This window comes from uncultured Bradyrhizobium sp. (assembly GCF_947648125.1).
In the GTDB taxonomy this organism is placed as follows: domain Bacteria; phylum Pseudomonadota; class Alphaproteobacteria; order Rhizobiales; family Xanthobacteraceae; genus Bradyrhizobium.
In genome coordinates this window covers 78,779-97,603 of the sequence record NZ_CANSMR010000026.1, presented here as the reverse complement: position 1 = coordinate 97,603, position 18,825 = coordinate 78,779, and the positions used below count along the sequence as shown (strand labels likewise).

Below are 18,825 nucleotides of genomic sequence, written 5' to 3'. Positions count from 1 at the left end.
GTGCGCTCCCTCTCCCGCTTGCGGGGGAGGGCTGGGGTGGGGGCTCTCTCCACGAGTCGTATCGTGGAGAGAGCCCCCACCCGCCGCGCTGCGCGCGTCGGCCTCCCCCGCAAGCGGGAGAGGCGAAGGAAATATGCGGCTGCTATTCAGCCTAATCTCACCTCGCCCTAACCCCAGGGCCCGCGCTGGCCTGAGGCACCGCCCCACGGGCTGCGCGGCGGATAGCTGGCGCCGGCCGGCCGTGGCGCGGTCTGGGTGCCGAGTTCGGCGGCGAGCTGCTGCAGCGCGGCGATGCGGTTCGCGGTCGAGGGGTGGGTGGCGAACAGATTGTCGACACCGTGCCCCGACAGCGGGTTGACGATGAACATGTGCGCGGTGGCCGGATTACGCTCGGCTTCCATGTTCGGCAGCTGGTGCGCGGCGTTCTCGATCTTCGCGAGCGCGGACGCCAGCCACATCGGCTGGCCGACGATCCGCGCGCCGAGATTGTCGGCGGCGTATTCGCGGGTGCGGCTGATCGCCATCTGCACCAGCATGGCGCCGAGCGGCGCCAGGATCATCATCGCGATCGAGCCGACGATGCCGGGACCGTTGTTGTTGCGGTTGCCGCCGAAGAACATGCCGAACTGCGCCAGCATCGAGATCGCGCCGGCGATCGTCGCCGTGATCGTCATGGTCAGCGTGTCGTGGTGCTTGATATGCGCGAGCTCATGCGCGATCACGCCGGCGAGCTCCTCGCGGCTGAGCTGCTGCATCAACCCCGTGGTGACGGCGACCGCCGCATTCTCGGGATTGCGGCCGGTCGCGAATGCGTTCGGCTGCGCCTCGTCCATCACGAACACGCGCGGGATCGGCAGAGCGGCGCGCTGCGCGAGCTCGGCGACGAGATTGTAAAGGTCCGGCGCCGAACGCGCGTCGACCTGATGGGCGCCGTACATCGACAGCACCATGCGATCGGAATTCCAGTAGGTGAACAGATTTGTCGCAGCCGCAACGACCAGCGCGATCACGGCGCCGGTGCCGCCGCCGATCAGATAGCCGACGCCCATGAACAGCGCAGTGAGGCCGGCAAGCAGGAGCGCGGTGCGGAAATAATTCATCGTGGTTCCCTCACGGCGAGCGGCATGCTGCCACAACTGACGGCGCTGAGGTAGGGATTTTGCCGTTGAAGCCGCAAGGGGAAGGCGTGCGTCGCAGCGACGCGGCGCGGATTAACGATTGGTCATGTGACGAAGCAGTCACCCGTAGCCCGGATGGAGCGCAGCGAAATCCGGGACCATCTCACTGCGGAGAAACCGCCCCGGATTTCGCTTTGCTCCATCCGGGCTACGGCATCGTGGCTACTCCGCCGGCTCCTGCTGCGCGAACTGCCTTTCGCCCTCATGCAGCGCGATCCGCAGCATGCGGGCGAGCTCGGCGCGGCTGTAGGGTTTTGCCAGGAACAGGATGCCCTGCTCGAGCTTGCCGTCCTGGTCGATGGCGTCATCGGTGTAGCCCGAGGTGAACAGCACGCGCAGGCCGGGGCGCCGCCGCGCGGCCTCGGTGGCGAGGTCGCGTCCGTTCATCGCACCGGGCATGATGACGTCGGTAAACAACAGATCGACCGGCGCGCCGCTGTCGAGCACGGCAAGCGCCTCGCCGCCATTGTTGGCCGACAACGTCGTGTAGCCGAGGCTCTCGATCTGGGTCAGCACGTAGGAGCGCACCAGTCTGTCGTCCTCGACCACGAGCACGATCTCCTGCGCGCCGCGCATTTCCGGCTGCCGCCGTTCCGGCGCCGCGGCCGGCGAAAGCACCGCCGCGCGCGGCAGATAGAGCATCACCCTGGTGCCGCGGCCGACCTCGCTGTCGAGCGCGATGTGGCCGTTGGACTGCTTGACGAAGCCGTAGACCATGGAAAGCCCGAGGCCCGTACCCTTGCCGACGTCCTTGGTGGTGAAGAACGGCTCGAATACTTTGGCGAGATCGGCTTCCGCGATGCCCTGGCCGTTGTCGATCAGCGCGATCGCGACATAGTCGCCGGCGGCAAGCCCGTCATGGGCGTGCACGTCTGATGGCTTCAGTTCGGCGGTGCGGGTCTCGATCCGCAGCTTGCCACCCTTCGGCATCGCGTCGCGCGCGTTCAGCGCGAGATTGATGATCGCGGTGACCAGCTGGTTGGAATCGACCAGCGCGCGCGGCAGATCGGGTGCGGAGCGAAAATCGATATCGACATGGTCGCCGATGGTCGACCGCAGCAGCTCGATGGTGTCGACCATCAACGCATTGACGTCGACATCGCTCGGCTGCAACGGCTGCTTGCGCGCGAAGGCAAGCAGATGCCGCGTCAGCGATGCACCGCGCTCGGCGGCATCGCGGATCAGCGAGGTGATTTCGACCAGCTGGCGGTTTTGGGTGACCGCCTCGGCCAGGATGTCGATGGTACCGGTGATGACGGTGAGGATGTTGTTGAAGTCGTGCGCGATGCCGCCGGTGAGCTGGCCCACCGCTTCCATCTTCTGCGCCTGGCGGATCCTGCTCTCATTGGCCTCGGCCTCGCGGAAACGCTCGAGCAGGACTTCCGAGCGCTGGCGCTGCCGTCCTTCCTCGGCGAGCGCGACATGCGCCTCGCGCAGCTGTCGCTCGGTCGGGATCGCCAGGATTTTCGGGATCAGCGGCCAGAGCAGCACCGCGGTGAAGATCGAGGCGATTGCGGTCAGCGCCTTGACTATTCCTTCGAGGCCGTAGATCGGCACCCATAGCGTGTAGATCGAAAACACATGCGTGAGGCCGCAGGCGAGGATGAACGCGGCGAACGGCCAGGCCATCCAGCCGAACTGGAAGTCGCGCCGCTTGGAGACGAGGATCGCCAGCGCAAACGGAATCGAGAAATACGAAGCGGCGATGATCGCGTCTGAAATCACGTGGAGCCAGATCAGCTCCGGCTCCCACAACAGGCAGATGCCGTGCGGCGAAAACGTCGACGAATCCAACAGCCGCTCGAGAAAACTCCACATGGGTCCCTCCGGGCGTGATCGATCCGCCGGCACCCCTGCCCCGCGAATCACCCGCCGATCATAGCGGCGAGGACTGAACCTGCCGAAGCTCAATTGGTCTAACAGGGCACCCCCGTTGTTGCCCGGTGTCGCCCTGGTGTATGCAGGATGGACCTTGATCCCCCTTTCCCAGCCGGTGACATCGATGCCAGCTTCTCGCCTCCGCGCCCCGATCATGTTCGCAGCGATCGCAGGGGCGCTGGCGCTCTCCTCGCTGGGTCAGGCGCAGCAGCCGCTGCCCAATCCCGCAGGGCCGGCCCCGGTCAGGGCGCGCCCGGCCGCGGTGGCATCGCCAAGGGCCGCGTCCTGCCACAACGGGCAGAGCTTCGATCGCTTCCTCGCCGAGCTGAAGCAGAAGGCGGTCGCCGCCGGCGTCTCGCAGCGTACGATCGCGGAGGCCGCGCCTTATCTCGTTTACGACCAGGGCATCGTCAACCGCGACCGCGGCCAGCGCGTGTTCGGCCAGATCTTCACCCAGTTCGCCGGCCGCATGGCCGCGAACTACCGGATGCAGCAGGGCCAGCAATACATTCGGACCTACGCAGCCGCGTTCGCGCGGGCCGAGAAGGAGTATGGCGTACCGCCGGCGGTGATCGCCGCGTTCTGGGGACTGGAGAGCGATTTCGGCGCCCAGATGGGCAATCTGCCGACGCTGAAATCGCTGGTGTCGCTGGCCTATGATTGCCGCCGCTCGGAGATGTTCCAGGGCGAGACCATCGCGGCACTGAAGATCATCGAGCGCGGCGACCTGACGCCCGATGAGATGATCGGCTCCTGGGCCGGCGAGCTCGGCCAGACGCAATTTTTGCCGACGCACTATTTCAACTATGCCGTCGACTATGACGGCGACGGCCATCGCAATCTGCTCGCCAGCGGCCCCGACGTGATCGGCTCGACCGCAAATTACATCGCCAATGGATTGAAGTGGCGGCGCGGCGAGCCGTGGCTGCAGGAGGTGCGCGTGCCGCAGGCCGCGAATTTTCCTTGGGACCAGGCCGACCTCACCGTCAAGCTGCCGCGCTCGAAATGGGCGTCGCTCGGCGTCAGCTTGACCGACGGCAAGGCGCTGCCGAATGACGAGATGCCGGCCTCGCTGCTGCTGCCGATGGGCCGAATGGGTCCGGCATTCCTCGCTTACCCGAACTTCGCGGCCTACACCGAGTGGAATAACTCGCTGATCTATTCGACCACCGCCGGCTATCTCGCCGGCCGCATCGCGGGCGCACCGCCGATGCAGCGGCCGCACGCGCCGGTCGCGCAGTTGCCGTTTGGCGAGATCAAGGAGCTGCAATCGCTGCTGGCGCGCTCCGGCTACGACGTCGGTAAGATAGACGGCGTGCTCGGCCAGGCGAGCCGCAGCGCGGTGAAGGCGATGCAGTTGAAATACGGCCTGCCGGCGGATTCCTGGCCGACCGCGGAGCTCCTGGCGCGGATGCGCGGCGGTGGCCGCACGCAGCCGGCCGCAGACGCCGCGATGCCGGGGACGCGGTAGGACATCGTCGGGCTGCCTAAGCGGCCCGCGTTGCTCTTGGACCGTCATCCTGAGGAGGCCGCGGAGCGGCCGCCTCGAAGGATCGACGGCCACCGGCCGGGCCGGGCATCCTTTGAGACGCGCTTCGCGCTCCTTCAGGATGACGGGGCACGAAAGTGCCGCAGAATATTTGACCAGTTGTTACAGCCGCCCGCGGTTGTTTTCTTCCCTATGCAGCCCCACTTGCAGCATCGCCGTTCGGTAACATCCGGATTTCATCTGAACAGGGAGCATCCCCATGTCCTTTCATGACGCCGTCGTCCCCGCGTACTTGCAGATCCTCAACAGCCTCACCGGCGAGCTGACCAAGGCCGAAGCGCATTGCGAAGCGAAGAAGATCGCGCCCGAGGTGCTGTTGGGATCGAGGCTCTATCCGGACATGCTGCCGCTGACCAAGCAGGTGCAGCTGGTCTGCGATCACGCGGCAAGAGGCTGCGCGCGGCTGACCCATAGCGAGGTGCCGTCGACGCCCGACACCGAGAAGACCTTCGCCGAACTGAAGCAGCGGCTGGCGAAGACGATCGACTATGTGAAATCGTTCAAGCCGGCGCAGTTCGACGGCGGCGACGCCAAGGACGTCACCTTCCCGATCGGCCCCGATCGCACCATGACCTTGAAGGGCCAGCAATTCCTCAACGCCTTCTCGTTCCCGAATTTCTACTTCCACGCCGTCACCGCGCACGGCATCCTGCGTCACAACGGCGTCGAGATCGGCAAGCGCGATTTCCTCGGCGTGAGCTGACGTCATATTCCCCGCCGCGGGATTTCCCGCTTCGGCGCGACACGTCGCCTCGCACGCACAGCCGTGCTACTGCTCCCTGACAACAACAAGACGTCAGGGAGCACGCCATGTCGACCACTCACGCCCCGAAAGCCATCGATCCGTCCGCCTCGCTGCATGCGGAATCGCTCGGGCTGGCAAAGAACCACGGCCGCCTCGCCGGCCGGCGCATTATCGTGGTCGGTGCGGGACAGCGTACAACCGTGGATGAAGCGCCGCCGATCGGCAACGGCCGCGCCATGAGCGTGCTGTTCGCGCGCGAGGGCGCCGCGGTCGCGTGTCTCGACGTCAACAAGGACGCCGCCGACGACACCGTCGCGCAGATCACGGGCGAAGGCGGCAAGGCCTTCACCGACGTGGTCGATGTCTCCGACGTCGCGGCGATCGCACCCGCGGTCGAACGCTGCGCGCATAAGCTCGGCGGGCTCGACGGCCTGGCGCTGAATGTCGGCATTTCCTCCGGCCTGTCGCTGCCCAAGATGACGGTGGAAGCCTGGGACCGCGACTACGCCGTCAATGTGCGCAGCCACATGCTGTTCGCGCAGAAGGCGCTCGAGGTGATGGCGCCGGGCGGCGCGATCATCCTGATCTCCTCGATGGCAAGCCAGCGCGCCGGCGGACGCAACCCGGCCTATGAATCCTCCAAGGCGGCGCAGATCGCGCTCGGCCGGGCGATCGCGCGGGCCGGCGAGGACAAGGGCATTCGCTGCAATGTGATCGCGCCCGGCTTCATGGACACGCCGATGGGCCGCGATGCCAGCCGCAGGCGATCGGACCGCGCCGTGACGGTGCCTTTCGGCCGCCAGGGCACCGGCTGGGAGGTCGCCTATACTGCGCTGTTCCTGATTTCGAATGAATCCTCCTATGTGAATGCGCACACTCTGTTCCTCGATGCTGGCCACATGGGCGGAATTGTGCGCGGCTAGCCTGCAAACTGGGCATATCCCGGCCATTGCGCTCGTCGCGGCAATGCACAAATCTCTCCTCATCGATCATTGTCTGGAACCGTTTCACATGAGCCAACCGACCAAACTTCTCGAGCCCTACAAGCTTGGCCCGCTGACGCTGCCGAACCGCTTCGTGATGGCGCCGCTGACGCGCAACCGCGCGGTGCCGCCCGGCATGGTGCCAAGCCCGCTGGCGGTGGACTATTACGGCCAGCGCGCTTCCGCCGGCCTTCTGATCACCGAGGCGAGCCAGGTCTCGCAGCAGGGCCAGGGCTACCAGGACACGCCTGGCATCTATTCGAAGGAACAGGTCGCGGCCTGGCGCAAGGTCACCGATCGCGTGCATGAGCGCGGCGGTCACATCTTCATCCAGCTCTGGCATGTCGGCCGCATCTCGCACACCTCGCTGCAGCCGAATGGCGGCGCGCCGGTGGCGCCGAGCGCAATCCGTGCCAAGACCAAGACCTTCGTGAACGGTACCTTTGCCGACGTGTCCGAGCCGCGCGCGCTCGAACTGTCGGAGATCCCAGGGATCATCGAGGACTTCAAGCGCGGCACGGCGAATGCGCTGGCGGCCGGCTTCGACGGCGTCGAGATCCATGGCGCCAACGGCTATTTGCTCGACCAGTTCGCCAGGGACAGCACCAACAAGCGCACCGACGCCTATGGCGGTTCGATCGAGAAACGCGCCCAGCTGATGCTGGAAGTCTCCAAGGCGGTCGCCAAGGAGGCCGGCGCCGACCGCACCGGCATCCGCATCTCGCCGGTGACGCCGGCCAACGACGTCTCCGACTCCAACCCGCAGCCGCTGTTCGACTACATCGTCGACCAGCTCAATGCACTGAAGCTGACCTATATCCACGTCATCGAGGGCGCGACCGGCGGCCCGCGCGACATCGCGCCGTTCGACTACGCCTCGCTGCGCAAGCGCTTCAAGCAGGCCTATGTTGCCAACAACGGCTACGACTTCGCGCTGGCGGAGAAGGTGCTGGAGGCGGGTGCGGCCGACCTGATCGCGTTCGGCAAGCCGTTCATCTCCAACCCCGATCTGGTCGAGCGGCTCAAGGCCGGCGCCCCGCTCAACGACTGGGACAAGGCGACCTTCTACGGCGGCGGCGCCAAGGGCTATACCGACTATCCGACGCTGAAGGCGACCGAAGCTGCGGAGTAACGTACACCAAAGCCGGTCATGCCCCGCGAAGGCGGCAAGCCGGGCGATGACAACGGAGAAACAGAAAGGGCCGGGATCGCTCCCGGCCTTTTTCATTGCGCGCTGCATGCCGGATTCCTACACCTCGGCAGCCTCACCGCTCTCCACCTCCTCCGCGACCATGCGGTCGAGGTTTCGATTGAGCCGCCGCAGCAGGTCGAGCAGGGTTGCGGTTTCGGCTGCGGTAAAACCCGCGAGTGCCTGGTCCTGATTGCGATGCAACGCCTTGCGCGCGGCCGGCAGTTTGGCCCTGGCCGCCTTGGTCAGCGAAACCTGCTGGCTGCGGCCGTCGCCCGGCATCGGCGTCCGCTGCACCAGGCCATCGCGCTCCATCCGCGCCAGGATCTGCGCCATCGACGGCTGCTCGACCTTCGCGGCGCGGGCGAGATCGCGCTGTGACATCGCGTTGCCGTCGCGCAGCAGATAGATCACCGGCAACTGGCCGATGCTGAAGCCGTGCGGTTTCACGCGCCGCTCACCGAGCCTGAGGAAGCTGCGCGAGGCCATGTTGACCAGCGGCGCCGGACGATCGAACAGGTCCCAGTCGGTCACGATCCCACCATTTACATAGGCCCCTATTTATACTAGATAGGCACCTATGTATCTTGTTGTGAGCGTGGTGTCCATGAGTTCAGATCCAATTCGCATAGCCATTGTCGGCGCCGGCCCCGGTGGCCTGACGCTCGCCCGCCTGCTGCATGTTGCCGGGATCAAGACCAGCCTGTTCGAACGCGAAAGCTCGGCAACCAAGCGGCCGCAGGGCGGAACGCTCGACCTGCACACCGAGAGTGGTCAGCTGGCGCTGGCGCGCGCCGGGCTCACCGACGGCTTCCTGCGCATCGCACGTTACGAGGACCAGGGCAGCCGGCTCTACACCAGCGATGGCCGGCTGCTGCTCGCGGATGACGACATGACCGGCGACCGTCCGGAGGTCGACCGTACGGCGCTGCGCGACCTGCTGCTGCAATCCTTGCCGCCGGATGCCGTCACCTGGGCGCGCGGCCTGCGCGAGGTCGCGCCACGCGAGGACGGCCGCTACGATCTTATCTTCGACGACAAGCGCGAAGGGCCGTTCGATCTCGTGATCGGCGCCGACGGCGCGTGGTCCCGGGTGCGGCCGCTGGTGTCGCGCTATCAACCGCAATACAGCGGGCTGACCTTCATCGAGTTCGGCATCGACGATGTAGATGCGAGGCACCCTGCATTGTCGCAGCTGGTCGGCCGCGGCAAGATGGGCGCCGAGAGCGCTGGCCGCAGCCTGATGGTCCTGCGCAACGGCAAAGCCCATCTGCGCGGCTATGCGATCTTCCGCGTACCCGTCGAATGGGCCGAGCGGCGCTTCCACATCACCTCGCCATCCGCGATGCGTCACGCGCTGCTCGGCGAGTTCGCCGGATGGGCCGATGCCCTGCTCGACCTGATCCGCGCCAGCAATGATCAGTTCGCGCTGCGGCCGATCCACGCGCTGCCTGTCGGGCATCACTGGACCAACCGCGCCGGCATCACCCTGCTCGGCGATGCCGCGCATCTGATGTCGCCGTTCGGCGGTGAAGGCGTCAACGCCGCGATGCTGGACGCGGCGGAGCTGGCGGCGCATCTGGTGGGATCAAAGGATTGGCGCGAGGCCGTTCGCGCGTACGAGACCGGGATGTTCGTGCGCGTCGCCCAGCCCGCCGGCGAGGCCGCCGAAGCCGCCGCGACCGAGCTGTCGCATATCAGCCAGGAACTGACGCTGGCGCACCACCAGGCGTACATGCAAATGCGCGCGGCAGCCGGCGACTCCGCGGCGCGGTAAGCGCTGGTCATGATCTCCGGCGCCGCATAGCATGGACCATAACGAGCTAACCTGAAGACGGTCGCGCACGGAATGAACAAGGACAACGCCGAGGACATCGTTCGACGCGCCACCGTCGCCTTCAATGGCGGCCGGCATGGCGAAGCGATCGAGCTCTGCGAGCGCGGCCTTGCGCGTCAACCCGGCGAACCGATGCTGAGCCATTTGCTGGCCGCCGTATTGTTCGCCAAAGGCGAGATCGCACCGGCCCGCAGGCATGTCGAAACCAGCCTGGCGCGGCGCCCCGACAATGCGGCGGCGCAGCTGCTCGCGGCCCGCCTCGCCCGCGCCGGCGGCGAATTCGATGCGGCACTGACGCATCTCGACCGCGCCGTCGCCCTCAAGCCGCAGCGCGAGGCCTTTGTTGAGAAGGCACGCACGCTGGAGCTGGCCGGTCGCAAGGCACAGGCCCGCGAGGCCTGGGAGGCGATCCTCAAGGCCATCCCCGAGCATCAGGAAGCCCATGCGCGGCTCGGCCGGCTTGCCTGGGAAGATGGCAATCTCGCCGAAGCGGTGAGCCTGCTTGAGCGCGCTGTTGCGAGCACGGCGCCGGCCTCGGTGTGGTTCGATCTCGGCGTCGCAAAGCAGGATCTGCGCGATCACGACGGCGCCGCACGCGCCTATCGCAAGGCGCTCGAGATCAAGCCGGACTACGCCGAAGCGGCGCTCAATCTGGGGACCACGCTGCAGGAGAGCGGCGAGCCCGACGCCGCGATGCAGGCCTTCGCGCGCGCCTATGCCTTGCGTCCGCATTTATTCGGATCGATCGCGATGGCGTTGACCTCGGCCCCGCACGGCCGGCTGTGGCTCGATGAGCGCGCGCTGCGCGCGGCCCTAGGTCACTAGCCGGCCGCGCTTGGCGCGGAAATGCTTGCGATAGACGTTGGGCGCGGCCAACACCTCGCCGACGACTTTCGAATAGGCTTCGCGGTGCGCGTCGTCGAAGGCCTCGAACACCAGTTCGGGAGCCGCGCGCGGCACCGCGAAGCATTGCACGACCGGCGTCCCCTTCGGCAACACGCCGGCAAAATCCGGCTGGGTCCAGACCGCCGGGAAATTGATCCCGCCGTCGTGAAACCGGTCGGCGTCGACCAGCCCCGAGATCACGCGGAACGGCAGGTCGTCGCGATTGACCGGATGCGTCGCGAACAGCGACCAGCCCGGCTCGAGCTCGATGGTCCAGAAGCTGTTGAATTTCAGCGCCGCCTGCCCGTTCGCGAACGGCGCGCCGGCGAATTGCGCGACGGGATGGAAGCTGAGCGGCGCGCGCGGATGGCCCTGCGTCGCCGGCTCCGGAATGTCCCAGTCCCATGCGAAGGCGCCGCGCTCGACCCTGACATCGCAGGGCAGCGGGATCATGACCCCATGGGCCATCGCATCGACAAAGGGCGGACATTGCTTGACGGTGCGGATCTCGCGGTCGTGGATGTCGGAATGCGCCTTCGCCGGCATCGCACGCAGCCAATCGGGCAACGCAATGCGGGCCGGATGTGGCCGCGGCAGATGATCGGCAAGCCGTGGATCGCAGCGAAATGTCATGCGCATGGCGAAACTCCCCGATCATGATGCGACGACAAGGAGACGCATGATGATCTCATCGCGTCATTTGAGCACAATCCTGAACCGGTCTCCACAGCCACAGATCCAGCAAAAAAGGCCGGGATTGCTCCCGGCCTTTTGCAGTTAGCGGATGGCGTGGGCGGTCAAGCCTTGCCGCCTTACTTAGCTTCGGCGCGCTTGGGCGGGCTCGCCGGCCACGACTTGATCAGGGTGTCGTAGTCGATCGTTTCGCCCTTCGGCTTCTCGTTCGCGAGCTTGCGCTGCGGAGCGATGGTGCCGTCCTTCTCGGCCTTCTTGTACCAGTACTCGGCGGTTTCCTTCTTGTTCAGCTTCGGTCCGCAGGCACCCTGCACACCGGACTTCTCAAGACGCTCCATCACCGAATCCTGGGCCGCGGCGAGCGCGTCCATCGCAGCTTGCGGCGTCTTCGCACCGGACGACGCATCGCCGATGTTCTGCCACCAGAGCTGAGCGAGCTTCGGATAGTCAGGCACGTTGTTGCCGGTCGGGGTCCACTGCACGCGCGCGGGCGAACGGTAGAACTCGATCAGACCGCCGAGCTTCGGAGCACGCTCGGTGAACGACTTGTCCCAGATGTCGGATTCACGGATGAAGGTGAGACCGACTTGGCTCTTCTTCAGGCTCGTCGTCTTGGAGACGATGAACTGCAGATAGAGCCAGGCCGCCTTGCGGCGATCAACCGGGGTCGACTTCAGCAGCGTGGCCGAACCCACGTCCTGGTAGCCGAGCTTCATGCCGTCCTTCCAGTACGAGCCGTGCGGTGACGGAGCCATACGCCACTTCGGCGTACCGTCCGCGTTCATCACGGCGATCCCGGGCTTCACCATGTCGGCGGTGAAAGCGGTGTACCAGAAGATCTGCTGGGCGATGTTGCCCTGCGACGGCACCGGGCCCGACTCGGAGAAGGTCATGCCTTGCGCTTGCGGCGGAGCATACTTCTTCATCCAGTCGAGATACTTGACGATCGAGTAGACCGACGCCGGGCCGTTGACGTCGCCGCCACGCTCGACCGACGAGCCGACCGGACGGCAGCCTTCCATGCGGATGCCCCATTCGTCGACCGGCAGGCCGTTCGGGAGACCCTTGTCGCCGTTGCCGGCCATCGACAGCCAGGCGTCGGTGAAACGCCAGCCGAGCGAGGGGTCCTTCTTGCCATAGTCCATATGGCCGTAGACCTTGACGCCGCTGATCTCCTTGATGTCGTTGGTGAAGAACTCGGCGATATCTTCATAGGCCGACCAGTTCACGGGCACGCCGAGGTCGTAGCCGTACTTGGCCTTGAACTTGGCCTTGTACTCCGGGTTGGTGAACCAGTCGTAGCGGAACCAGTAGAGGTTCGCGAACTGCTGGTCGGGCAGCTGATAGAGGTGGCCGTTCGGTGCCGTCGTGAACGACTTGCCGATGAAGTCGTCAACGTCGAGCATCGGATCGGTGACGTCCTTGGCTTCGCCCTTCATCCACTCGGTCAGGTCGACGGCCTGGCCATAGCGGAAGTGGGTGCCGATGAAGTCGGAGTCGTTGATCCAGCCGTCATAGACGTTCTTGCCGGACTGCATCTGGGTCTGGATCTTTTCGACGACGTCACCTTCCTGGATGATGTCGTGCTTGACCTTGATGCCGGTGATCTCCTCGAACGCCTTGGCGAGCGTGCGGGATTCATATTCGTGCACCGTCAGGGTCTCGGAGACGACGTTGATCTCCATGCCCTTGAAGGGGGCAGCGGCCTTGATGAACCACTGCATCTCCTTCATCTGGTCGTCCTTGGAGAGGGTCGACGGCTGGAATTCGCTGTCGATCCACTTCTTGGCGGCCGCCTCGTCGGCGCGGGCCGGCGCGACAAGAGTGACCGATGCTGCGACGAGCGCGACCGCGCTGGTCATCGTCAAAAGCTTATCTTTAGTCATTCGTAAATGTCGCATTAGATTCCTCCGGTTGCAGCGACTAAATCAGGCCCGGGTAGACCCCGGATCTGCTCTTTTTCGCGTTCTTCAGACGGTGCGAAAAATCACCACGGCTGAAAGAAGCGAAATTACCGTTCCGAGCCACAGGCTCGAAATCTCGACGCCCTCCCCGATCGGCAGGGTGAAAATCGGATCAGTGCCGACGAGGCCGATCCACAGCAGGTGGATCACCGCCGCCAGCACCAGCGAGACGAACAGACGGTCGCCGCGCGTGGTCGGAATGCGCAGCACGCCGACCCGCTCAGCCTCAGGATAGGCGATCGCGAGCCAGGTCATCATCCCGAGCGTAGAGGCAAGCAGCACGAAGAAGACCGCGGTGGGCCAGGTCCATGCCATCCATGCGATGCTGTCCATGAGCGCCTCCTAGACCCGGCCGAGCGCGAAGCCGCGCGCGATGTAATTGCGGACGAACCAGATCACGAGCGCGCCGGGGATGATGGTGAGCACGCCGGCTGCGGCAAGCAGGCCCCAATCCATGCCGGCAGCCGAGACCGTGCGCGTCATGATCGCAGCGATCGGCTTGGCTTGCACCGAGGTCAGCGTGCGCGCCAGCAGCAGCTCGACCCATGAGAACATGAAGCAGAAGAACGCGGCGACGCCGATACCGCTCGCGATCAGCGGCACCAGGATCTTGATGAAGAAACGCGGGAACGAATAGCCGTCGAGGAAAGCGGTCTCATCGATCTCCCGCGGCACGCCGGAGACGAAGCCTTCGAGGATCCACACCGCCAGCGGCACGTTGAAGATGCAGTGCGCGAGCGCAACCGCCCACGGCGTATCGAACAGGCCGATCGCCGAGTACAGGTTGAAGAACGGCAGCGCATAGACCGCCGCCGGCGCCATGCGGTTGGACAGCAGCCAGAAGAACAAATGCTTGTCGCCGAGGAAGCGGTAGCGCGAGAACGCGTAGGCCGCCGGCAGCGCCACCGCGATCGAGATCACGGTGTTGATGACGACATATTCCAGCGAGTTGATGTAGCCCGAATACCAGCTCTCGTCGGTGAAGATGCGCCGATAGTGCTGCAGCGTCGGCGTATGCGGCCATAGCGTCATCGTCGAGACGATCTCGGCGTTGGTCTTGAAGCTCATGTTGACGAGCCAGTAGATCGGCAACAGCAGGAAGATCAGGAACAGCGCCATGATCAGGCGGCGGCCAGGGATCGAATGCATCACGCCGCTCCTTGCTTGACCGGGCGCTCGGAGCCGGCATTGGTCATCACGGTGTAGAACACCCAGCACACGATCAGGATGATCAAATTGTAGACCAGCGACAGCGCCGCGGCCTTGCCGAGGTCGAACTGGCCGAGCGCGATCTTGACGAGCTCGATCGAGACGAAGGTCGTCGAGTTGCCGGGACCGCCGCCGGTGACCACGAACGGCTCGGTGTAGATCATGAACGAGTCCATGAAGCGCAGCAGCACCGCGATCAGCAGCACGCGGTTCATCTTCGGCAGCTGGATCGCCTTGAACACCGCCCAGCGCGAGGCGCCGTCGATCTGCGCCGCCTGGTAATAGGCGTCGGGGATCGACTTCAGGCCGGCGTAGCAGAGCAGCGCGACGAGGCTGGTCCAGTGCCAGACGTCCATCACGATGACCGTGACCCAGGCGTCGACCTCGTTGGAGACGTAATTGTAGTTGAAGCCGAGGTGGTTCAGCACATAGCCGAGCAGGCCGATATCGGGCCGGCCGAAGATCTGCCAGATGGTGCCGACCACGTTCCACGGAATCAGAAGCGGCAATGCGAGGATGACGAGGCAGGCCGCGACGCTCCAGCCCTCGCGCGGCATCGACAGCGCGACGACGATGCCGAGCGGCACCTCGATCGCAAGGATCACGGCGGAGAAGAACAGGTTGCGGCCGAGCGAGGCCAGGAAGCGGCCACCGAGATCGGTCGAGGGATCGAGCAGCTCCTTGAACCAGCCGACGCCGTTCCAGAAGAACTGGTTGTTGCCGAAGGTGTCCTGCATCGAATAGTTCACGACGGTCATCAGCGGCAGCACCGCCGAGAACGCCACCACCAGGAACACCGGCAGCACCAGGAACCAGGCTTTTTGGTTGATAGTCTTGTCCATCAGGCGACCCCTTCCACCAAATGGCTGTCGGCATAGACGTGGACATAGGCGGGATTGAAGATCAGGCCGGCGGTGTCGCCGGAGACCGAGAAGCCCGGCGGCACGCGCGCCGCCAGTTTGGTGTTGCCGACGCGGACGCGGGCGAACTGGATGCGGCCGAGATCGTCGATCCGCTCGATGGTGGCCGACAGCAACCCGGATGCGGGTGCCGCGACATCGACAAATTCAGGCCGCACGCCGATCTCGATTTTCTTGCCGGCCGGCAGCACACCATAGTTTCGATGCAGGCCGATGACATGGCCGTCGATCCGCGCCTCGTGCCCTGAGACCTCGGCGGACACGATGTTCATGCCGGGTGAGCCGATGAAATAGCCGACGAAGGTGTGGGCCGGCTTGTCGAACAATTCGGCAGGCGTGCCGCTCTGCACCACGCGGCCGTCATGCATGACGACGACGGTATCGGCAAAGGTCAGCGCCTCGGTCTGGTCGTGGGTGACGTAGATCATCGTGAGGTCGAGCTCGCGATGCAGCGCCTTCAGCTTCGAGCGCAGCTGCCATTTCAGCTCGGGATCAATCACGGTCAGCGGCTCGTCGAACAGCACGGCGGCGACGTCGGAGCGCACCAGGCCGCGGCCGAGCGAGATCTTCTGCTTGGCGTCGGCGGTGAGCCGCGTCGCCTTGCGGTTCAGATACGGCGTGAGGTCGAGCAGATCGGCGATCTGCCTGACCCGCGCATCGACCTCGGCCTTGGCGACGCCACGGTTCTTTAGCGGGAAGGCCAGGTTCTGGCCGACCGTCATGGTGTCGTAGATGACAGGAAACTGGAACACCTGCGCGATGTTGCGCTTCTGGGTCGACAGCGGGGTGATGTCCTGGCCGTCGAACAGGATCTTGCCGCGCGACGGCGTCACGATGCCGGAGATCAGGTTCAGCAGCGTGGTCTTGCCGCAGCCGGAGGGCCCTAGCAGCGCATAGGCGCCGCCCTGCCGCCAGGTCATGGTCACGGGCTTCAGCGCAAAGGATTCCAGCGGCGCGTCATTGCCGCTGTAGGATTGCGCGAGATCGACGAGGTCAATGCGAGCCATCGGGCATCTCCCTCAATTGCTCTTGCCGGCTGACGTGCGTGCCGCCAGCGAACTGCCATACAGTTCACTTGCGAACGCGGTCGCGGGCGACGCGACCAGGCGGTCGGCGGCGTCAAACACAAAGATGTTCTCCGGATCGAGCGCGGCCTCGAGCACCTGCCCGGGTTCATATTCATGCACGCCGTGCAGCACCGCGACCCAGTTCGAACCATGGACATGAACGTGCACGAAGCTCTCCGACCCGGTGATCTCGGTCACCGTCACGGTGGCGGAGAATTTGTGGCGGCCGGCCGCGACGCTCCCGACTTCGAGCTGATGCGCACGGAAGCCGATCCTGTACGTGCCGTCAGACAGATTGGCGTACAGCCCGGCCGCGGGCGCCTGCTCGCCGCCGGCATAGATCACCCGGTCACCCTTCTTCTCGATGCCGATGATGTTGAGCGGCGGATCGGAGAACACCTGCGCGACCCGCAGCGTGTCGGGATGGCGGTAGACCTTCGGCGTTGCGCCGGTCTGCAATGCCTGGCCTTCCCACATGCACACCGTGTCGCCGCCAAGCAGCAGCGCTTCCGACGGTTCGGTGGTGGCATAGACGAAGATCGCACCGGAGGCCTCGAAGATCCGCGGCAGCTCGGCGCGCAGCTCCTCGCGCAGCTTGTAGTCGAGGTTGGCGAGCGGCTCGTCGAGCAGCACGAGGTCGGCGCCCTTGACCAGCGCGCGCGCAATCGCGGTGCGCTGCTGCTGGCCGCCGGAGAGCTGCAGCGGCGTTCGCTTCAGATAGGGCTCGAGCCGCAACAGGCTGGCCGCCTCGGCCACCCGCTGCTCGATCTCGGCCTTCGGCTTGCCCTGCACCCGCAGCGGCGAGGCGATGTTCTCGTACACCGTCAGCGAGGGATAGTTGATGAACTGCTGATAGACCATCGCCACCGAGCGTTGCCGCACGTCGGCGCCGGTGACGTCCTTGCCGTCGACCAGCACGCGGCCGGTGGTCGGCTTGTCGAGGCCGGCAAGCAGCCGCATGATCGAGGTCTTGCCCGACAGCGTCGGCCCGAGCAGCACGCTGAGCGTGCCACGCTCCAGCGTCAGCGAAACATCGCGGATGGTCTGGATGCCATCCACGGTTCGCGTGACATTCTGCAGTGTAACGCTCATGCCCGTCCTCCCGCTTCGCGGAGGGGACGTTCACCGGACACACGGTTGGCGACCATCCACTCGTCGAGCGCGGCGATTTCACCCGCCGTCATCCGCAAGCCCAACTTGGATCGTCGCCAGACGACATCTTCCGCGGTCCGCGCCCATTCGTTCGCCATCAGGTACCGGACTTCACTCTCCGTCAAGGTGGCGCCGAAGGAGCGGCCGAGATCATCAGCCGTTGCTGCATTGCCCAACACCTTGCTGGCGCGTGTGCCGTAGGCGTGCGCGAGACGGTTGGCGTGGGACTGCGCGAGGAACGGATGATTGCGAACCAGTTCGGCGCTCAGCGCCGCGACCGCGGAGACATCCATGTCGCCGCCGGGCAGCGGCGCCTTGCCGGTCCAGCCTTCCTGCGCTTTCGCGCCGCGAAGATAGGGCGACAGCCGCTCCAACGCCTCTTCGGAGAGGCGGCGATAGGTGGTGATCTTGCCGCCATAGATCGACAGCAGCGGCGCGCCGCCGGGCGTATCGAGCTCGAACACGTAGTCGCGGGTCGCGGCCTTGGCTTCACTCGCACCGTCGTCATAGAGCGGACGCACGCCGGAGTAATTCCAGACCACGTCCTCGGGCTTCACCGGCTTGGCAAGGTATTCGCTGGCGGAGGCGCAGAGATACTCGATCTCCTCGCGCGTCGCCTTCACCTTGGCCGGATCGCCGTCATAGTCGCGATCGGTGGTGCCGATCAGCGAGAAATCGTTCTGGTAGGGAATGACGAAGATGATGCGGCCGTCGGCATTCTGGAAGATGTAGGCGCGGTCGTGGTCGTAGAGTTTCGGCACCACGATATGCGAGCCCTGCACCAGGCGCACCTTGGCCCGCGCGTTGACGCCGACGCCGGTCGCCAGCACCTGCTCAACCCAGGGACCGCCGGCATTGACCAGCACACGCGCCTTGATGGTGTCGCGCGCGCCGGTGGCGCCGTCCTCGACCGTGACGTGCCAGACGCCGTCGATCTGCCTGATCTCGACCGCGCGGGTGCGGGTGCGGATCTCGGCGCCGCGATCGGCGGCATCGCGCGCGGTCAGCGCTACCAGCCGTGCGTCGTCGACGAAGCAATCGGAATATTCGAAGCCCTTGGTGTAGCGCCCGGGGATCAGCGGCTTGCCGACCACGTCGCGAGTCAGATCGAGCGAGCGCGTCGCGGGCAACAGGTGCCGGCCGCCGATATGATCGTAGAGGAAGAGGCCGAGCCGCAGCAGCCAGGCCGGGCGCAGGCCCGAATGGTGCGGCAAAACGAAACGCAGCGGGCGAATGATATGCGGCGCGATCTGCCAGAGGATCTCGCGCTCGATCAGCGCCTCGCGCACCAGACGAAACTCGTAATACTCGAGATAGCGCAGACCCCCATGCACGAGCTTGGTCGACCAGGACGACGTCCCGCTGGCCAAATCATTCATTTCACAGAGGAAAACAGAATTGCCCCGGCCCGCCGCATCGCGCGCGATGCCGCAGCCATTAACGCCGCCTCCAATGATGGCGAGGTCGTAAATTCGGTCCAAAGAACGCTTCCCCCGGCAACCGTTTTCGCTTTGACGGTTTTACTTTCGGATTGGAGTAGATCACAACCGAAAACGAAAGCAAAGTGAAAACAGGG

General features: G+C 65.3%; 17 protein-coding genes. 6 read left to right on the top strand and 11 right to left on the bottom strand.

Annotation, left to right across the window (positions count from 1 at the left end):
* Positions 1-167: 167 nt before the first annotated feature.
* Together htpX and Q0030_RS32190 are read right to left on the bottom strand one after the other, a co-directional pair.
* Positions 168-1,100 (bottom strand): zinc metalloprotease HtpX, encoded by a 933-nt coding sequence (gene htpX, locus Q0030_RS32195; protein WP_298376495.1) that lies wholly within the window; start codon positions 1,098-1,100, stop codon positions 168-170.
* Between the two features lie 240 nt (positions 1,101-1,340).
* Complete coding sequence (locus Q0030_RS32190; protein ID WP_298376492.1) at positions 1,341-2,996, bottom strand: ATP-binding protein; 1,656 nt, start codon at positions 2,994-2,996, stop codon at positions 1,341-1,343.
* Positions 2,997-3,180: 184 nt separating this feature from the next.
* On the opposite strand from Q0030_RS32190, the gene Q0030_RS32185 reads away from it, so the two are divergent.
* The 4 genes from Q0030_RS32185 to Q0030_RS32170 all read left to right on the top strand — a co-directional run bounded on the left by Q0030_RS32185 (position 3,181) and on the right by Q0030_RS32170 (position 7,465).
* A complete protein-coding gene (locus Q0030_RS32185; RefSeq protein ID WP_298376487.1) occupies positions 3,181-4,527 on the top strand; it encodes a lytic murein transglycosylase in 1,347 nt (448 codons plus the stop codon).
* 277 nt (positions 4,528-4,804) lie between these two features.
* Entirely contained in the window at positions 4,805-5,308 is a 504-nt protein-coding gene (locus Q0030_RS32180) for a DUF1993 domain-containing protein (protein WP_298376484.1), read from the top strand.
* A 107-nt stretch (positions 5,309-5,415) separates the two neighbouring features.
* A complete protein-coding gene (locus Q0030_RS32175; protein WP_298376481.1) occupies positions 5,416-6,273 on the top strand; it encodes an SDR family oxidoreductase in 858 nt (285 codons plus the stop codon).
* A gap of 88 nt (positions 6,274-6,361) precedes the next feature.
* Positions 6,362-7,465 (top strand): alkene reductase, encoded by a 1,104-nt coding sequence (locus tag Q0030_RS32170; protein ID WP_298376479.1) that lies wholly within the window; start codon positions 6,362-6,364, stop codon positions 7,463-7,465.
* A gap of 117 nt (positions 7,466-7,582) precedes the next feature.
* Here Q0030_RS32170 and Q0030_RS32165 read toward each other — a convergent pair whose 3' ends face one another.
* Complete coding sequence (locus Q0030_RS32165; RefSeq protein WP_298376475.1) at positions 7,583-8,056, bottom strand: MarR family transcriptional regulator; 474 nt, start codon at positions 8,054-8,056, stop codon at positions 7,583-7,585.
* 73 nt (positions 8,057-8,129) lie between these two features.
* On the opposite strand from Q0030_RS32165, the gene Q0030_RS32160 reads away from it, so the two are divergent.
* Together Q0030_RS32160 and Q0030_RS32155 are read left to right on the top strand one after the other, a co-directional pair.
* Entirely contained in the window at positions 8,130-9,299 is a 1,170-nt protein-coding gene (locus Q0030_RS32160) for an NAD(P)/FAD-dependent oxidoreductase (RefSeq protein ID WP_298376473.1), read from the top strand.
* 72 nt (positions 9,300-9,371) lie between these two features.
* Entirely contained in the window at positions 9,372-10,184 is an 813-nt protein-coding gene (locus tag Q0030_RS32155; protein ID WP_298376470.1) for a tetratricopeptide repeat protein, read from the top strand.
* On the opposite strand, the gene Q0030_RS32150 is transcribed toward Q0030_RS32155, so the two are convergent.
* From Q0030_RS32150 to glpD, 8 genes are all read right to left on the bottom strand, one after another.
* On the bottom strand, positions 10,173-10,883 hold the full coding sequence (locus Q0030_RS32150) for a hypothetical protein (RefSeq protein WP_298376468.1): 711 nt from the start codon (positions 10,881-10,883) through the stop codon (positions 10,173-10,175). The genes Q0030_RS32155 and Q0030_RS32150 overlap by 12 nt on opposite strands.
* 173 nt (positions 10,884-11,056) lie before the next feature.
* Positions 11,057-12,799 carry an ABC transporter substrate-binding protein gene (locus tag Q0030_RS32145; protein ID WP_298376509.1) on the bottom strand — a complete coding sequence of 581 codons (1,743 nt, stop codon included), beginning with the start codon at positions 12,797-12,799 and terminating at the stop codon, positions 11,057-11,059.
* A gap of 108 nt (positions 12,800-12,907) precedes the next feature.
* On the bottom strand, positions 12,908-13,234 hold the full coding sequence (locus Q0030_RS32140; RefSeq protein ID WP_097672938.1) for a DUF2160 domain-containing protein: 327 nt from the start codon (positions 13,232-13,234) through the stop codon (positions 12,908-12,910).
* Positions 13,235-13,243: 9 nt separating this feature from the next.
* Complete coding sequence (locus Q0030_RS32135) at positions 13,244-14,050, bottom strand: carbohydrate ABC transporter permease (RefSeq protein ID WP_021075985.1); 807 nt, start codon at positions 14,048-14,050, stop codon at positions 13,244-13,246.
* Positions 14,050-14,952 carry a sugar ABC transporter permease gene (locus tag Q0030_RS32130; protein WP_097672939.1) on the bottom strand — a complete coding sequence of 301 codons (903 nt, stop codon included), beginning with the start codon at positions 14,950-14,952 and terminating at the stop codon, positions 14,050-14,052. The genes Q0030_RS32135 and Q0030_RS32130 overlap by 1 nt, the downstream gene beginning before the upstream one ends.
* On the bottom strand, positions 14,952-16,037 hold the full coding sequence (locus tag Q0030_RS32125; protein ID WP_298376460.1) for an ABC transporter ATP-binding protein: 1,086 nt from the start codon (positions 16,035-16,037) through the stop codon (positions 14,952-14,954). The genes Q0030_RS32130 and Q0030_RS32125 overlap by 1 nt, the downstream gene beginning before the upstream one ends.
* Before the next feature lie 12 nt (positions 16,038-16,049).
* Positions 16,050-17,189, bottom strand: coding sequence for an ABC transporter ATP-binding protein (locus Q0030_RS32120; RefSeq protein WP_298376457.1), 1,140 nt, complete (start codon positions 17,187-17,189; stop codon positions 16,050-16,052).
* Complete coding sequence (gene glpD / locus Q0030_RS32115) at positions 17,186-18,730, bottom strand: glycerol-3-phosphate dehydrogenase (protein WP_298376454.1); 1,545 nt, start codon at positions 18,728-18,730, stop codon at positions 17,186-17,188. Before glpD ends, Q0030_RS32120 begins: the two co-directional genes overlap by 4 nt.
* Positions 18,731-18,825 lie beyond the last annotated feature (95 nt).

What these genes read in the sequence shown, in the direction of transcription:
- htpX (WP_298376495.1), bottom strand. Translation starts at nt 1,100, where the DNA reads ATGAATTATTTCCGCACCGCGCTCCTGCTTGCCGGCCTCACTGCGCTG.
- Q0030_RS32190 (WP_298376492.1), bottom strand. Translation starts at nt 2,996, where the DNA reads ATGTGGAGTTTTCTCGAGCGGCTGTTGGATTCGTCGACGTTTTCGCCG.
- Q0030_RS32185 (WP_298376487.1), top strand. Translation starts at nt 3,181, where the DNA reads ATGCCAGCTTCTCGCCTCCGCGCCCCGATCATGTTCGCAGCGATCGCA.
- Q0030_RS32180 (WP_298376484.1), top strand. Translation starts at nt 4,805, where the DNA reads ATGTCCTTTCATGACGCCGTCGTCCCCGCGTACTTGCAGATCCTCAAC.
- Q0030_RS32175 (WP_298376481.1), top strand. Translation starts at nt 5,416, where the DNA reads ATGTCGACCACTCACGCCCCGAAAGCCATCGATCCGTCCGCCTCGCTG.
- Q0030_RS32170 (WP_298376479.1), top strand. Translation starts at nt 6,362, where the DNA reads ATGAGCCAACCGACCAAACTTCTCGAGCCCTACAAGCTTGGCCCGCTG.
- Q0030_RS32160 (WP_298376473.1), top strand. Translation starts at nt 8,130, where the DNA reads ATGAGTTCAGATCCAATTCGCATAGCCATTGTCGGCGCCGGCCCCGGT.
- Q0030_RS32155 (WP_298376470.1), top strand. Translation starts at nt 9,372, where the DNA reads ATGAACAAGGACAACGCCGAGGACATCGTTCGACGCGCCACCGTCGCC.
- Q0030_RS32150 (WP_298376468.1), bottom strand. Translation starts at nt 10,883, where the DNA reads ATGCGCATGACATTTCGCTGCGATCCACGGCTTGCCGATCATCTGCCG.
- Q0030_RS32145 (WP_298376509.1), bottom strand. Translation starts at nt 12,799, where the DNA reads ATGACCAGCGCGGTCGCGCTCGTCGCAGCATCGGTCACTCTTGTCGCG.
- Q0030_RS32140 (WP_097672938.1), bottom strand. Translation starts at nt 13,234, where the DNA reads ATGGACAGCATCGCATGGATGGCATGGACCTGGCCCACCGCGGTCTTC.
- Q0030_RS32135 (WP_021075985.1), bottom strand. Translation starts at nt 14,050, where the DNA reads ATGCATTCGATCCCTGGCCGCCGCCTGATCATGGCGCTGTTCCTGATC.
- Q0030_RS32130 (WP_097672939.1), bottom strand. Translation starts at nt 14,952, where the DNA reads ATGGACAAGACTATCAACCAAAAAGCCTGGTTCCTGGTGCTGCCGGTG.
- Q0030_RS32125 (WP_298376460.1), bottom strand. Translation starts at nt 16,037, where the DNA reads ATGGCTCGCATTGACCTCGTCGATCTCGCGCAATCCTACAGCGGCAAT.
- Q0030_RS32120 (WP_298376457.1), bottom strand. Translation starts at nt 17,189, where the DNA reads ATGAGCGTTACACTGCAGAATGTCACGCGAACCGTGGATGGCATCCAG.